11 protein-coding genes are annotated in these 14,742 nt (G+C 71.0%); 8 read left to right on the top strand and 3 right to left on the bottom strand.

The annotated features are described in order from the left end of the window. Positions 1-21: 21 nt before the first annotated feature. Positions 22-1,119 (bottom strand): PucR family transcriptional regulator, encoded by a 1,098-nt coding sequence (locus tag ACTXG6_RS18095; RefSeq protein WP_445188984.1) that lies wholly within the window; start codon positions 1,117-1,119, stop codon positions 22-24. A gap of 201 nt (positions 1,120-1,320) precedes the next feature. On the opposite strand from ACTXG6_RS18095, the gene ACTXG6_RS18100 reads away from it, so the two are divergent. The 3 genes from ACTXG6_RS18100 (at position 1,321) to ACTXG6_RS18110 (ending at position 8,809) form a co-directional block, all read left to right on the top strand. After that, positions 1,321-2,694 carry a salicylate synthase gene (locus tag ACTXG6_RS18100; protein WP_445188985.1) on the top strand — a complete coding sequence of 458 codons (1,374 nt, stop codon included), beginning with the start codon at positions 1,321-1,323 and terminating at the stop codon, positions 2,692-2,694. Positions 2,695-3,328: 634 nt separating this feature from the next. After that, positions 3,329-4,585, top strand: a complete 1,257-nt coding sequence (locus ACTXG6_RS18105) for an aspartate kinase (RefSeq protein WP_445190041.1) — start codon at positions 3,329-3,331, stop codon at positions 4,583-4,585. A 108-nt stretch (positions 4,586-4,693) separates the two neighbouring features. Beyond that, positions 4,694-8,809, top strand: coding sequence for a Pls/PosA family non-ribosomal peptide synthetase (locus ACTXG6_RS18110; protein WP_445188986.1), 4,116 nt, complete (start codon positions 4,694-4,696; stop codon positions 8,807-8,809). A gap of 10 nt (positions 8,810-8,819) precedes the next feature. Here the strand turns inward: ACTXG6_RS18110 and ACTXG6_RS18115 are convergent, their stop codons facing one another. Beyond that, positions 8,820-9,581 carry a sulfite exporter TauE/SafE family protein gene (locus ACTXG6_RS18115; protein WP_445188987.1) on the bottom strand — a complete coding sequence of 254 codons (762 nt, stop codon included), beginning with the start codon at positions 9,579-9,581 and terminating at the stop codon, positions 8,820-8,822. Between the two features lie 83 nt (positions 9,582-9,664). On the opposite strand from ACTXG6_RS18115, the gene ACTXG6_RS18120 reads away from it, so the two are divergent. From ACTXG6_RS18120 to ACTXG6_RS18140, 5 genes are all read left to right on the top strand, one after another. After that, on the top strand, positions 9,665-10,576 hold the full coding sequence (locus ACTXG6_RS18120) for a LysR family transcriptional regulator (protein WP_445188988.1): 912 nt from the start codon (positions 9,665-9,667) through the stop codon (positions 10,574-10,576). A 230-nt stretch (positions 10,577-10,806) separates the two neighbouring features. Continuing rightward, the gene (locus ACTXG6_RS18125; RefSeq protein WP_445188989.1) at positions 10,807-11,625 is read left to right on the top strand and encodes a hypothetical protein; all 819 of its coding nucleotides are present in this window, start codon (positions 10,807-10,809) and stop codon (positions 11,623-11,625) included. A gap of 88 nt (positions 11,626-11,713) precedes the next feature. After that, positions 11,714-12,508, top strand: coding sequence for a flavodoxin domain-containing protein (locus ACTXG6_RS18130; protein ID WP_445188990.1), 795 nt, complete (start codon positions 11,714-11,716; stop codon positions 12,506-12,508). Between the two features lie 55 nt (positions 12,509-12,563). Then, the gene (locus ACTXG6_RS18135) at positions 12,564-12,779 is read left to right on the top strand and encodes a DUF2795 domain-containing protein (protein WP_445188991.1); all 216 of its coding nucleotides are present in this window, start codon (positions 12,564-12,566) and stop codon (positions 12,777-12,779) included. Positions 12,780-12,903: 124 nt separating this feature from the next. Further along, complete coding sequence (locus ACTXG6_RS18140) at positions 12,904-13,341, top strand: hypothetical protein (protein ID WP_445188992.1); 438 nt, start codon at positions 12,904-12,906, stop codon at positions 13,339-13,341. A 286-nt stretch (positions 13,342-13,627) separates the two neighbouring features. Here the strand turns inward: ACTXG6_RS18140 and ACTXG6_RS18145 are convergent, their stop codons facing one another. Further along, positions 13,628-14,296, bottom strand: a complete 669-nt coding sequence (locus ACTXG6_RS18145; RefSeq protein WP_445188993.1) for a TenA family protein — start codon at positions 14,294-14,296, stop codon at positions 13,628-13,630. Between the last annotated feature and the right edge of the window lie 446 nt (positions 14,297-14,742).

The raw sequence follows: 14,742 nt of genomic DNA on the forward strand, positions 1-14,742 counted from the left end.
GAATCCGAGGACCTGACGGGGTCAGTCCGGCTGTGGGCCGCCGCCCCCCGGCCCGCTGCTGGCCCTCGGGGCAGCGCCGCCGAGGCGGTACCGCAGCGCGAGGGCGAGCTCGAACCGGGCCCTCGGGTCGTCAAGCTGCACACCCAGACGCTCGCGCAGGCGGGCGACGCGGTAGCGGACGGTCTGCGTGTGCAGGCACAGTTGCTGGGCGATCGCCTGTGGCCGGCCGGGATGGTCCAGCCAGGCGGTCAGGGTGTCGTACAGCAGACGTTCCCGCTCCGCCGAGGAGTCCCGCAGCGGTGCGAGCCGGCGCGCCGCGAGCTCCTCCGCCGCATCGGGCGCCGCGTGGACGATGATCGTCACCAGCTCGTCGGACCACCTCACCAGACCCTCGCGGGCGAGCGTGCCGGTGGTGACGAGGCTGGCGAGACGTCTCGCGCGCTCGAACGACCGGGACAGCTCGCTGGTTCTGACGGTGGGACCCAATGCCGCGGGCAGCTGACCGAGCGCGTTCTCGAGTGCCTCGGCCGGGCCCACCGCGATGACCGCACCGTCGTAGGTGCCCACCAGCACGTCACTGGGGCGGGTGGGGTCCAGGGCGCTGTCGCCGTACAGCACGGCCACCGCGAGCTCCTCGCACCAGTCCCACTCGAGCTCGCGGGCGGATTCCTCGGTGGCCCGGCCGGCCAGCAGGTCCTCGATCAACGACTGCCGCTCGCGAGCTTGGCGGTGGTAGGCGGTCTCGACCGCCTGGGTGTACCCCTCGATCGAGTCGGAGGTGAGCACGTCGATGTAGGCGACCTGGACGTCGGCCAACAGCAGCGCCACCTCGCCACCCAGCTCGAGCTCGCGCACCGCCCGGCGGATGTGCGCCCAACCGACCCGCGCTCCGATGCGATATGCCGTCGTCAGCCGCTCGAGCGGTACGCCGGCGTACGCGGCCGCGGCGCCGAACGCCCGGTGGGTCTCCGCGTCGGAGTCGGTGCCGCGGCGGCCCTCCAGGCGGTGCAGTACCCGGCGGAAGGTGGCATCGATGACCTGGCGGCGGACCGCGGCGTCGGCGCGGTCGACCAGTTCCGGGAACTCGGCCATCACGGCCGCGTCGGTCTCGTCCCGCATCGCCTCCCGCTCGTCCCGTAGCCGAGTCAGTAGCGCCCTCATAGCATCGGTATGAGAGAGGGCGGAAATTTCCTCGTCCAGGTCCGTAGAGAGCACCCTCCCATAGTAGTTAACCTCTAGATAACGCGCACTTGATCGCTGGGGCACTTGATCGCTGGGAGCTGTGCCGGCAGCGCCGGTCGGGGCAAGGATGAGGGCCACGTGAGTGAGCAACGCGACGACGTTTTTCTCGACCATTTCGTAGAGATCGAGAACGACCCGCTGGAGTCGATCTTCCGCCTGACGTCCTTGGCGAAGTATGACGACTATTTCGTCTACGAGAACGCCGGCGTCTGGACATTCGCCGGCGGCGTGCTCGCGGAGCTCTGGATCGACAGCGAAGGGGTGCACCTCAACTCGCCGGAGGTCCAGCGGGACGTCAGCTGGAGCGGCGATCCGTTCGCGCAGGTCCAGCTCCTGTTCGATGAGCTGCCCTATCTCCGGTGGTGCGCCTACGGCTGGGCCGCGTTCGAGCTGACCTATGCACGAGCGGGCGGCCCGGGGAGTCGGACCGGCGGTGAGCGGCTGTTGCATCTGGTCGTGCCGAGGACCGAGGTCCGCATCACGGGTGGCGGGGCGCGGATCCGGTCCGTCGACGAGGTCGAGCTCAAGGTCGTCGAGGAGGCCCTGCTGGACTGCTCGGTGACCCACCGGCCGGGTTCCTACGCCCCGGTCGACGTGCGAGGTCACGGGGCGCGCGAGTACGAGGCCTCGGTCGAGCGCGCGGTGCGTGACATCAAGGACAGGGTCCTGGACAAGGTGGTGCTCTCCCGCACCGTTCCGGTGGCCACGGAGCTCGATTTCGTCGAGACCTTCATCGCCGGGCGCCGGGCGAACAACCCGGCCCGCTCCTTCCTGATGTCCCTGGACGGCCTGGACGCGCTCGGCTTCAGCCCCGAAGTGGTCGTCCGGGTGGAGAACGGCGTGGTCATGAGTCAACCCTTGGCGGGAACCCGGGCCCTCACCGCCGACCCGGCGGAGAATCTGCGGCTCCGCAAGGAGCTGCTGGCCGACCCCAAGGAAGTGTTCGAGCACGCCGTCTCGGTCAAAGCCGTGTACGACGAGCTGGAGCAGGTGTGTGACGCCGACTCCCTGGCGGTCGGTGAGTTCATGAACGTCCGGGAGCGCGGCTCCGTGCAGCACCTGGCCTCGCGGATCTCGGGACGGCTGGCCACCGGGCGGCGTGCGTGGGACGCCTTCGACGCCGTCTTCCCCGGCGTGACGGCGTCGGGCGTCCCGAAGGAGGCGGCGCTGGCGCACATCCGGGAGCACGAGCCCCAGCCGCGCGGCCTCTACGGCGCCGCGGTCGTCACCTTCGACCATGAGGGCACCCTCGACGCGGCCCTCGTGCTCCGCGCGATCTACCGACAGCACGGACTCACCTGGCTGCGCGCCGGCGGCGGGATCGTCGCACAGTCGGTCCCGTCCCGGGAGCTCGAGGAAACCACCGAGAAGCTCGGCAGCGTCGCCCGTTTCCTCGTGCCCAGCGTCATCCCGGCCGCACCCGAGGTAGCCGGGGCAGGTTCGTCGGACTGACCCCGTCGCTGTGAGTGGTATTGGTCGCTCTGGCGACCAATACCACTCACAGGGCAGTTGAGTAGCCGCAACTCAGTTCGCGGTGAATTTGGCACATTTTCGCCGGCTCTCTCGCCGCCGATTTCTCCCGCACCGGCAGGGCGCGGTATCGCATCCGCCGCCGATGTGAGCCAGGTCGCCGCCGGCTTTCCGGGAGTAGGTACAGTCCTGCCTCCCGCGCTCCGTATCGGGCCGCCGTGGGGACGGTACCGCCCCGGCCGCCCAGGGTAGTTGCACCCGGTCGGACCTGCTACGGCGAGCAATCCGGGGCCTCGGTCGGAGCTACGCGGCAAGGTAGGTCATCTCGCGCGCCGACATCAACCTTTTACTACTAAAGACGGTATTTCGTGGTCCGATCGCCGATTGGCGAAACGGCCAAGTGCCGGTCGGCGACTCAATCCATGCGACCGCGTGGCACTACGCGCAGGTCGTTGACCGGGGTGAAGGGGTAGGGGCCCCGGCAGTGAGCTACGGCACAGCTACGGAGGGGTTCAGTGATGAGCGGCGACGTCTTTTCGCGGCCTTGCATTTCGGCAGAGCCGTCCTGACGCCGCGCGCGGCAAGAACCCACTGGAGAGATGGCGGAGTGAGCACGATGGGGGAGAACAAGCACGGTGCGCGGGCGGCGAGGGCGGTCGCCAGCCCGGTCGCACCGTTGGTGTGGAAGTTCGGCGGGACCTCGGTCGCCGACCACGCGCGGTTGCGGGCGGTGGCCGAGCGGATGGTCGCCGCCCAGCGCTCCGGGCGCGGCGTCGTGGCGATCCTCTCAGCAATGGGCAGCTCCACCGACGAGCTGGCGGAGATGGCCTACAAGATGTCCGCGCGGCCGCCGCTGCGTGAGCTCGACGCCCTGCTCTCGGTAGGCGAGTCGATCTCGGTCGCGCTGGCCTCGATGGCGGTGGCCGAGCTCGGGTCGCACGCGGTGTCACTCAGCGGCCCGCAGGCCGGTATCCGTACGGACGGCCAGCACGGCAACGCGCGGCTGCGGGAGATCCGCCCGGTACGCATCCACGACGCACTCGCGCGGGGGGCGATCGTGCTGGTCACCGGGTTCCAGGGCATGTCGCAGGACGGTGATGTCACGACTCTGGGCCGAGGTGGCTCGGATGCGTCGGCGGTCGCTCTCGCGGCGGCCCTCGGTGCGACCGAGTGCGAGATCTTCACCGACGTGCCGGCGGTGTTCACCGCTGACCCGAGGGTGGTGGCGGACGCGCGCCCGCTCGCGTCGATCCGCCACGAAGAGATGCTCGAGATGGCCGAGGCGGGCGCCGGGGTGATGCAGCCGCGGTCGATCGAGCTGGCTGTGGCGCACGGTATCGACATCCACCTGCGGTCGAGCTTCAGCACCGAGGCGGGCACCTGGATCCGCCGCGAGCCGGCCGAGCTCGAGGGAGCCGGGTCCTGGGACGTCGCGGGTGTCGCGCACCGCTACCACGAGACCCTCTACGCGGCCAGGGACATCGACATCGCGGCCGTTGCCGTGGCTCTCGCCGAGCGTGGCGCCTGCCTCGGAACCGTGCTGCCCGACCTGGCCGGTCTGCGGTTCACCGCACCCGGAGCCGATCCGGCCGAGGTCATCGGCGCTCTGGATGCGATCGGGGCATCCGTGAAGGTCGACCAGCAGCTCGGTGCGGTCAGCGTGGTGAGCCTCGGGATCGCCCGCCGCCCCGAGGTCGTGGTCCGCACGCTGGCCGCGCTCCGGGACGCCGGCATCGAACCGAGGCTGGTGACCACCACCCCGGGCCGGGTGTCGGTGCTGGTCGACTCGGAAGTCGTCGACGACGCGGTGCGCCTGCTGCACGCGACGTTCATCCCGGCGGCCGTCGGGGCCCGGGTCCGAGCGGCCGGCTGACCGATCGTGACCCCGAGCACTGCCACAGAGCACTGCCACCGGGCACTGCGCCACCGGGCACTGCGCCACCGAGCACTGACCAGCTGATTACGCGAGAAAGGAGCCGTTGTGTCCACGCTGTTGGGGGAACCGAACCGGATACCCGGCCCGGGTGCTGATCGTCCACCCGTGCTCGTGGCCGCCGGCTTTCCGGAGGGACAGCGGACGAGGCCCGGTGCGCGGCTGGATCAGGAGTTCGAGGAGCTCGTCGACTGGTTGGCGGCCTACGAGTCGCCGGATCTGCTGGCCGTCGAGGACGGCGACATCGACCTGACCTACACCGAGCTGAACGAGCGGGCCAACCAGTTGGCCCGTTACCTGCTGACCCAGGGGGCCGGGGCGGGCGACCGGGTCGCCCTGCTCTTCGACCGGGCGGTGTACTCCTACATCAGCATGCTCGCGGTGCTGAAGATCAACGCCGCGTACGTGCCGCTGGATGTCGGCTTCCCGTCCGACCGGATCGGCTACATCGCGGGTGACGCCGGTGTGCGCTTCGTGCTCTCGCTCTCGCATGTCCGCGACCTGGTCGAGGGGCTGGAGCAGCTCGGTCCCGAGGTGCTCTACCTGGACGAGGCGGCCGACTTCATCGGTGGCCAGGACACCGGCCGGCTCACCGAGGCCGAGCGGAAGCCGCCGGTCGAGGACCTGGCGTACCTGATCTACACCTCCGGCACGACCGGGCGGCCCAAGGGCGTCGCGATCAGCCACGAGAGCATCTGCAACTTCGTGCTGGTGGCCGCGGAGATGTACGGCATCAAGACCGGCGACCGGGTGTATCAGGGCATGACGATCGCGTTCGACTTCTCGGTCGAGGAGATCTGGGTGCCGTGGATGGCCGGGGCGACGCTGGTGGCGAAGCCGGCCGGGCCGAGCCTGTTGGGGTTGGACCTGCACCAGTTCCTGACCGAGCAGCGGATCACCGCGATGTGTGTGGTGCCGACGCTGTTGGCCACGATCGAGGACGACCTGCCGGAGCTGCGGTTCCTGCTGGTCTCCGGTGAGGCCTGCCCGCAGGACCTGATCGCCCGCTGGCACCGCCCCGGGCGCCGGTTCCTCAACGTCTACGGCCCCACCGAGGCCACCGTGACCGCCACCTGGACCGTGCTGCACCCCGACCGGCCGGTCACGATCGGGCGCCCGCTGCCCACCTACGCCATCGTCGTGCTGGACCGCGACGACCCGTTCCGGGTGCTGCCCTTCGGTGAGATCGGCGAGATCGGCATCGCCGGCGTCGGCCTGGCCACCGGGTACCTGAACCGCGACGACCTGACCGAGAAGGCGTTCATCCCGGACCTGCTCGGGATCGCCGACAACCCGTCGGGCCGGATCTACCGCACCGGTGACCTGGGCCGGGTCAACGCCGAGGGCGAGGTCGAGTACCACGGGCGGATCGACCTGCAGGTCAAGATCCGCGGCTACCGGATCGAGCTGACCGAGATCGAGTCGGTGCTGCTGCGGGTACCGGGCATCGCCGCCGCGGTGGTCAACACGTTCGAGCCGGACCCGGGATCCGGGAACGGCACCGAGCTGGCCGGCTACTACAGCCTGCGCACCGGTGTCGCCGAGCTGGACCCCGAGATCATCTACGGCTACCTGCGCGAGCGGCTGCCGTCCTACATGGTGCCCGCCTACCTGCAGCACCTCGACGTCATCCCGATGACCACCTCGGACAAGGCCGACCGCAAGGCCCTACCCGCACCCACCACCCGCCGCAGTGCCCCGGGCGGCGACTACGCCGCGCCGGCCACCGACGCCGAGTACGTCCTCGCCGACGCGCTCGCCTGGGTCCTCGGGGTGGACCGGGTGTCGGTGGAGAGCAACTTCTTCGAGGAGCTGGGCGCGAACTCGCTGCTGATGGCGCGGTTCTCCGCCCGGGTGCGGCGGGAGACCGCGCTGGGTTCGATGTCGATGCGCGAGATCTACCAGAACCCGACCGTGCGCCGGCTGGCCTCGGTCCTGGGCACCGCGGGTACCTCGGGGGCGGTCGGTGCCGCGGCTGGGGGCGAGGAGGCCGCCGGGCCGGGGGCTGTGGTGCGCACCAGCAGTGCGCGGTATCTGTTGTGCGGGGCGTTGCAGCTGCTCTGCTTCGTGGCTTTCATCTATGTCAGTGCGTTGCTGGTCGCGCTGGCGTTCCGGTGGTCGATCGCGGGCGGGACGCCGCTGAATGTGTTCCTGCGCTCCGGCGGTTTCGTCGGCGGGCTCTTCCTCGCCGCGTGTGTGTTGCCCATCCCGGCCAAGTGGTTGCTGGTCGGCCGGTGGAAGGAGCGGGAGATCAGGCTGTGGAGCCTGGGCTACCTGCGGTTCTGGATCATCAGGACGCTGTTGGGGGTCAACCCGTTGCTGCTGTTCACCGGGTCGCCGATCTACCCGCTCTACCTGCGGCTGTTGGGTGCCAAGATCGGTAAGGGGGTCACCATCCTGTCCCGGGCGGTGCCGGTGACCACGGACCTGATCACCATCGGTGCCGGCACGGTCATCCGCCGGGGTGCCTCGCTGAGCGGCTACCACGCCACCAACGGCAAACTCGAGCTCGGCCGGGTCACCCTCGGGCGCGACGTGTTCATCGGCGAGGCCAGCATCCTCGACATCAACACCACGATGGGCGACGGCGCGCAGCTCGGACACAGCTCCTCGCTGCGCACCGGGCAGCGTGTTCCCGCCGGCGCAAGCTGGCACGGCGTACCGGCCGAACCGACCACCACGAACTACCGGACGGTCGAACCGGCCAGGGTGGGCTCTGTCCGGCGGTTCCTGTTCGGCCTGGCCCAGCTGGTCGCCACCGTGGTCGTGGTGCCGGTCATCTCCGGTGTGGTCATCACGCTGCTCACCGCGATCCCGCTGGTCGCCGACTACTTCGACCCGGCGAAGCTGCAGCTGACCGGAGCACGGTTCTACCTGTCGATGGCGGCGATCTCGGCGATCGTGTTCTTCGGCTTCACCCTGCTCGGGATGCTGGCGATCGTGACGCTGCCCCGGTTGCTCAGCCCGATGATCCGCCCCGGGAGGGCCTACCGGCTCTACGGCCTGCGCTACATCGTGGCGCGAGCGATCATGAGCCTGGGTAACTCCCGGTTCTTCATGATGCTGTTCGGCGACAGCTCGGTCGCGGTCGGCTACGCCCGCGGTCTCGGTTACCAGCTCGGCGTCGTGGAGCAGACCGGGTCCAACTTCGGTACCGAGATCAGTCACGACTCGGCGCTGCTGACCAGCGTCGGGACGGGCACGATGCTGTCCGACGGTCTGGCGATCATGAACTCGGACTACTCGAGCACGTCGTTCATGATGTCGCGGATCGAGATCGGCGAGCGCAACTTCATGGGCAACAACATCTCGCTGCCGGCGGGGGCCAAGATCGGCCGCAACGTGCTGCTCGGTACCAAGGTGCTGGTCCCGATCGACGGGCCGGTTCGGGAGAACGTCGGCCTGCTCGGCTCGCCGTCGTTCGAGATCCCGCGCTCGGTCGCCCGCGACACCGAGTTCGACCAGCTGAAGAGCCCGGCGGAGCTGCCCCGGCGCCTGCGGGCGAAGCTGCGGCACAACCTGGCCAGCATGCTCACCTTCCTGCTGTTCCGCTGGGTGCAGTTCTTCGCGGTGGTGGTCCTGATGACGGTCGCCGCGAGCCTGTACGGGCGGTTCGGCGAGGCCGCCGTCGCCGGCGGGTTCGTCGCGGTGCTCGTGTTCAATGCGCTGTTCGCCGCGCTGGCCGAACGCGCGGTCCTCGGCTTCCGCCGCCTGACCCCGCGCTTCGTCTCCATCTACGACCCGTACTTCTGGCGCCACGAGCGGCTCTGGAAGGTGCTCGCGCCCCCGGTGTTCGCCGGTACCCCGTTCCGGACGCTGGCCTGGCGGCTGCTCGGCGTGCGGGTCGGCAAGCGGCTGTTCGACGACGGCGCCGGGATCCCGGAGAAGACCCTGGTCACCCTCGGCGACGACGTCGTCCTCAACGCCGGCGCCGTCATCCAGTGCCACTCGCTCGAGGACGGCATCTTCAAGTCGGACTACACGGTGATCGGTGACGGCGCCGTGCTCGGCGTCGCCGCCTTCGTGCACTACGGCGTGACCATGGGCGAGGGCACCGTGCTCGACGCCGACGCCTTCCTGATGAAGGGCGAGATGACCGCGCCGTTCACCCACTGGGCAGGCAACCCGGCCACCGAGTCGCGGTCCCGCTCCCTGCCCCGGTGAGGAGCCGGCCTCAGCCGCGGAGGAAGTACAGGACCGTCATCGTGACGGCGATGCTCAGGACGACGCCGCGCAGCAGCCGGGAGGGGAGGCGGCGGGCGAGGTGGGCGCCCCCGAGCCCGCCGGCCAGCGCGCCGAGCAGCACGGCGAGGAGCGGGATCGGGTCGCCCAGCACGTCGGCGGCGATGAGGAACAGCACGGTCGCGACGGTGTAGATGGTGGCGATCTGGGCGACGCGCATCGGGTTGCCGACCGCGGTGTCCAGCCCGAGCCCCACGCTCCACAGGGCCAGCATGAGGATGCCTACGGCACCGCCGAAGTAACCGCCGTAGATCGCGAGGACGAACTGGCCGACCAGGACGGCCCGCGAGCTCAGGGCCAGCGGGCGCTGGAGTGCTTCGCCGAGCAGTCGGGTGAGGCGGCGCCCGAACGCGAGGACGACGGTCGCGAACGCGAGCAGCCACGGCACCGCGACGGCGAACGACACCGCGGGCAAGGTCAACAGCAGCCCGGCGCCGATCAGGCCGCCGACCAGGCTCATCGCGGTCAGTGACCTCTTGGACGTGGCCTCGACCGTGGTGATCTCGCGGCGGAAGGTCCAGGCGCTGGCCAGTGTGCCGGGCAGGAGCGCCACGGTCGTCGACGCGTTCGCGGTGACAGGGGGCAGGCCGGCGACGACCAGGGCGGGCAGCGCCACGAACGTGCCGCCGCCACCGACCGCGTTCAGCGCCCCGGCCACGACACCGGCCAGCAACAGACCCACGACCTCGAGCACCCGTCGAGCATCAGACTCGGACCGCGCGCGCACAATGCGCGATCGGCACACCCAGCATCAGGCCCTGCCTTAGGCTGACGCACGTGCGCTACGACCTGGTCGACCTGCGGCTCTTTGTCCACATCGTCGCGGAGGGCTCCATCACCGGCGGTGCTGAACGCATGCATCTGAGCCTGCCCTCGGCGAGCGCCAGGGTGCGCTCCCTCGAACACCACGCCGGGGTGGCGCTGCTGGTGCGTGGGCGCCGGGGAGTGCGGCCCACCCCGGCCGGCACGGCGCTGGCCCGCCACGCACGTGACGTGCTCACCCAGACCACGCGGTTGGAGGGCGCGGTCGCGAGCTACAGCCGGTCCCCGGTCGCCCCGGTGATCCTGCTGGCCGGCAGCTCCGCGATGCACCGGCTCGTACCGCAAGCGCTGATCTCGTTCCTGCGTGAGCACCCCGATCTCGACGTCGCCGCCGCCGAGCAGCGCACCCCCCGGACCGTGCGGATGCTCGCCGACGGCGAGGCGGACCTCGGCATCGTGCTCGACGAGGAGGCGCACGGTTGCGGCCTCGAGCTCAACCCCCTCGTGGACGACTCGCTCGTCGTGATCGGCCAGGCCGGCGGGGTGCTCTCCGGGCGGACCGAGGTGGGCTACCAGGAGGTCGCCGAGCACCCGCTCATCGGGCTGGACGCGGGCTCCGCCCTCCAACGCTGGATCGAGGTCAGTCTCGGCCCGCTCGCGCCGGTGGTGCGCTACGGCACCGTCGTCGCCGACCTCAACACCCTCGTCGCCCTCGCGGCCGCCGGCGTCGGGCTCGCCGTCGTGCCACGCCTCGCGGTCGACCCCGGCGAGCAGTTCGAGATCTGCGACCTCCAGGACGCCTGGGCACGCCGACATCTCTCGCTGTGCTGGGGCTCGACCGTGCGGAGTTCGCCAGAGGCCACTCGGGCGCTCGCGGAGCACATCCAGCGGTGTGCCCGGGACCGGGATCGGGACCGGCGGGGGTGAGGCGGCGGCGGTTCGGCGGACAGCCGCTGGACGGCGTCTCAACCGGCCGGGGGAGATGTGGTTTGCCGAGCGTCAGCGGGGGAACGCAGGCCCGGACGACAGCGTTGGAACGGTGCGGGACCAGTGCCATGCGACCGCGTCGCGGTGGCGCGGCGTGAGAAGGTGGCTCTCCCGATCAACTCCGGCGCCCGCGCCTGATCCACGACCCGACAGCGAGGACACTGACCGCCGTGAGCATCCGTCATCCGTTCCGCTCCGACCGCGCCGCCGACCCCGACCCCGACCCGGACGGACTCCCACCGGAGCCCGAGACCAAGGGTGTCAGCGGCAGGGTGCTCAAGGCGGCGGTGGAGCGCGCGCTGCGGATCCAGCAGCCCGCGGTGGCCGCGCACATCGCCAAGGTCCGGCGGAACTCCCCGGGTGCCACCCCGGCCGAGGTGATCGCCGCGCTCGACAAGCAGTACCTGCTCACGGTCGGTGGCACCGGCGCGGCGGCCGGCGGGATCGCGGTCGTTCCGGGAATCGGCACAGCCGCGTCGCTGACCACCGGTGCGGCCGAGGCAATCGCCGCGCTCGACGCCTCGGTGCTCTACACCTTGGCGGTGGCGGAGGTGCACGGGCTGCGGATGGAGGACGTCGAGCGCCGCCGCACGCTGGTGCTCGCGGTCGTCCTCGGCGAGGGTGGCACCAAACTCATGCAGAAGGTCACCGGCGGCTCCACCCCGTGGGCCAGGACGCTGGCCGATGCGCTCCCGCTGCGCAAGCTCGGACCGGTCAACCAGACCCTGGTGCGCTGGTTCGTCAGGCGCTACGCGGCCCGCCAGGGTGCGCTGGCCTTCGGACGGGCGCTGCCGCTCGGCGCCGGTGTGGTGATCGGCGCGGTGGGCAATGTGGTCACCGCGCGGGCGGTGATCCGCTCGACGGAGCGGGCGTTCGGCCCGCCTCCACCCCACTGGCCGGACACGCTGGCCGCGCCGACGGAGGGGGCCGCGATCGAGGCCGACGGGGCGGAAGGTCGCGCCGGCTCGAGCGGCGGCCCGCGCGGGTGAGACGCTCGGCGGAGCGTTGACCACTTCCATTATATTAGGTTAGGCTCGCCTAATATAGTCGTCACGCGGAAGGAATGACCCCGAGCCGATGAGCTTCCCCACCGGCGTTTCTGATGGATCGGGGTCGGGCACCGGGCGGGCGGGCAGTCCCGGCGACCGGCCGCTCCGGGTTCGTGTGCTGTACGGCAGCGAGACGGGCAACGCCGAAGGGGTCGCCCACGATCTGGTGGCGGCGGTCCAGGGGCGGGGCATCGACGTCTCGGTGACCATGCTCGACGACGCCTCGCCGGACGAGCTGCCCGGCGGTGGCTGCGTCCTCGTCGTCACGGCGACGAACGGCGACGGCGACATGCCCTACAACGCCGACCGGTTCTGGCGGGCACTGGCCGCGGAGTCCGCGCCGCGACTGGACGGGGTGCCCTTCTCCGTCCTCGGCCTCGGTGACACGGGCTACTTCGACTTCTGCCAGGCCGCGGTGGACCTGGACCGGCGGTTCGAGGAGCTGGGCGCGGCGCGGCTGCGGCCGCTGGTGAAGTGCGACGTCGACTTCGAGGACGAGGCCGAACGGTGGACGAGCGAGATCGTGAAAGTGCTGGCCGTGGTGGCCGCACCCGCCGGCATGGGGGAGACCGTCCGACCACCCGAGCCCACAGCGGGGCAGCCGGATCGGCACCGCCCCGGCCGCCTGGCCGCGCACCCTCTGTGGTTGCCGCGCACCCACCGCGGTAGGTGCGCGGTAACCACATGGGGTGTGCGGTCGAAGTTGTCCATCAGCTCGAGGGGAATTGTGATGGCGATCACGACTCGAGGTGAGGTAGACAGGATGGCAGGGCGGCGCGGTGGGATCTCGTCCCGCACCGGACAGCCTGTAGCCGCCTGTTGATCTGTCCCGGCAGGTGCGCCTGGACGGGCAGCCACCTCAGCAAGGGAGGTGCCGCGTGCGGCGTATCGGAGCGGACCAGATCGCGTACGTTCTGACGGGCATGCCATACCCGGCGTCCTTGTGGCAGGTCGTGGCCTGGGCGGACTACAACGGCGTGAGCGGCCAACTTCGCGAGATCATGCGGAATCTGCCGGCGAAGACCTACGCGAGCCTGCGGGACGTCGTCCTGACGATCGAGAAGCAGACGGCCCCGGGCGAGTCGGCCACCTAAAGCGTGTCCTGCCGTGCCTGACAGGATGATCGGGTAACACTCAGCGTGTTCCGGCGGATACAACCGCCGACGCCCGTCATCACCAGTACCGCGCTGGTCGGGTTCACGAGGGAGAACCACCACGATGATCCGCCGACTTGCCATCACCACCGCCCTCGGCGCCGCCGCGGCCGCGGCCCTCGTCGCCGGCGCCGGGTCCGCCGTGCCCACCGGCAGCCCACACCTGACACTGGCCGCCGCGAGCTCCCCACTTCTCGCCGACAACGACAACCACGGGCCGCGCCCCGGCCCGCCCGGTCACGACAACCGCGGCCCCGGCGGCCGCCCCGGCCCGGGCCACGGTCCCGGCTGGGACGGCCGCGGCGGTCCCTGGGACGGCCGAGGTGGCCCCGGCCACGGCGGCGGCTGGGACGGCAACGGAGGCGGCTGGGACGGCCACCGCTGGTGGGTGAGCCCTGAGCGGTGCCGTGCCGGGCACGGCCACGTGGACAGTGTCCGCGATCGCGGACATAACTTCTTCTGCCGCGGTGGCCGGTTCAACGGCTTGCCGGTCCGGCCGTGAGCCGGTAGTACTCGTCAGAGCCCGGCCGCCTCGGCCGGGTTGACCGTTCCCCGAGCGCGTGCCCGCCGTGGCCAGACCACGGCGGGCACGCGCTCGTCGGTTATGCCGTCATCCAGTGAGGCTCCGCCTCGGACCGCCGAGGTGACGCTGGGGCTAACGCGGCCCCCGCGTTCCCATCCCGACCACCGACCGAACCCCAGCCCGGTACCAACAACTCAAGTCGCTCAGTGGAAACCGGGGCTGGTCAACTCTGCCCAAGTGTCAACGTTTCCACGCTCAAGGATCTCTATGCCCCCGGTGCGGATCCGGGACGCTCGTACGCCGCGTCGAAGAACTCCAGCTCGAGCACGACCGCGCGGGTGAAGACCGCGGCCAGGCGCTCCCGGGCGGTGTCGTCGAGGTCGGCGGTGACGCGGTCGAACTCCGAGCGCAGGAACCGCACCCAGGTGGCGAACGCCGGGCCCCGGTGCAGGTCGATCCACTCGCCCGGGATCGGGGCGTGCGGCGCATCGGCCCCCGGGCGGTCGGCCCAGTCCAGGTAGAGCCACTCGGCAACGAGCAGCACAGCCAGGCAGGTGGGGTAGTCGGCGCCGGCGCGGGCGGAGTCCATGAGCTCGAGGAAGCCCCGGGTGGCCCCGGCCAGCCGGGGCGTGGCGCGGTCGGCGGGCGCGACGTCGAGGGCGTCCAGGGTGCGGGTGAAGAAGTCGTTCTCCGGCCCGGCGATCAGCCCGAGCTGTCGCGCGAGCACGATCCGGGGCTCCGCTCGGTCCGCGCCGGCGACGGCGGCGCCCAGCAGCGCGACGAACGCATCCAGGAACTGGTTGTCCTGCACGAAGTAGGTGCGCAACACGGAGGGTTCCACGGCGCCGCGCCACAGTTCCTCGACGAACCGGTGGGCCACGGCAGCGTCCCACGCGGTGGCGGTACGGCTCCTGAGCTCGGCGCTGAATGACACGGCCGCTGACCCTATCCGAGCTGAGACGTGGCGCGGCACGCGTAGTTGGGCCGCCGTGCGTCCGAGCCCGCCGTGCGTGCTCGGCCGCCGCCGCCGTGCGTGCTCGGCCGCACAGACCCAGCGCCAGCCGCACAGAGGCTGCATGGTCTGAGCGGCCAGCGGCAGGTCTGTGTCGGCGGTACGTGTGCTCGGTCGGTGGCACCCCGCGCGTCGTCGAGCGCGCGCGGCGGGCCGGCGTGGCGTCGCACGGCGGGCGGCGTGGCGTCGCACGGCGGGCGGCGTGGCCGGGTGTTACCGAGCTGCACACGGTGCAGGTTTCTTGCGCCGGAAACCTGCCTCCTGTGCAGCTCGGTAACGGCGTGCAGCTCGGTAACAGCGGGCACCTGGCTGGGCACCTGGCGGTGTCGGTGCAGTGGCGGCGTGGGCCCGGCGGGCGTAGGCCCGGC

It is taken from the genome of Pseudonocardia sp. Cha107L01 (genome assembly GCF_052566575.1).

Excerpts from the sequence above, each read along its gene's own strand:
- ACTXG6_RS18140 (WP_445188992.1), top strand. The coding sequence starts at position 12,904 with ATGATCCGCCGACTTGCCATCACCACCGCCCTCGGCGCCGCCGCGGCC.
- ACTXG6_RS18105 (WP_445190041.1), top strand. The coding sequence starts at position 3,329 with ATGGGGGAGAACAAGCACGGTGCGCGGGCGGCGAGGGCGGTCGCCAGC.
- ACTXG6_RS18130 (WP_445188990.1), top strand. The coding sequence starts at position 11,714 with ATGAGCTTCCCCACCGGCGTTTCTGATGGATCGGGGTCGGGCACCGGG.
- ACTXG6_RS18095 (WP_445188984.1), bottom strand. The coding sequence starts at position 1,119 with ATGCGGGACGAGACCGACGCGGCCGTGATGGCCGAGTTCCCGGAACTG.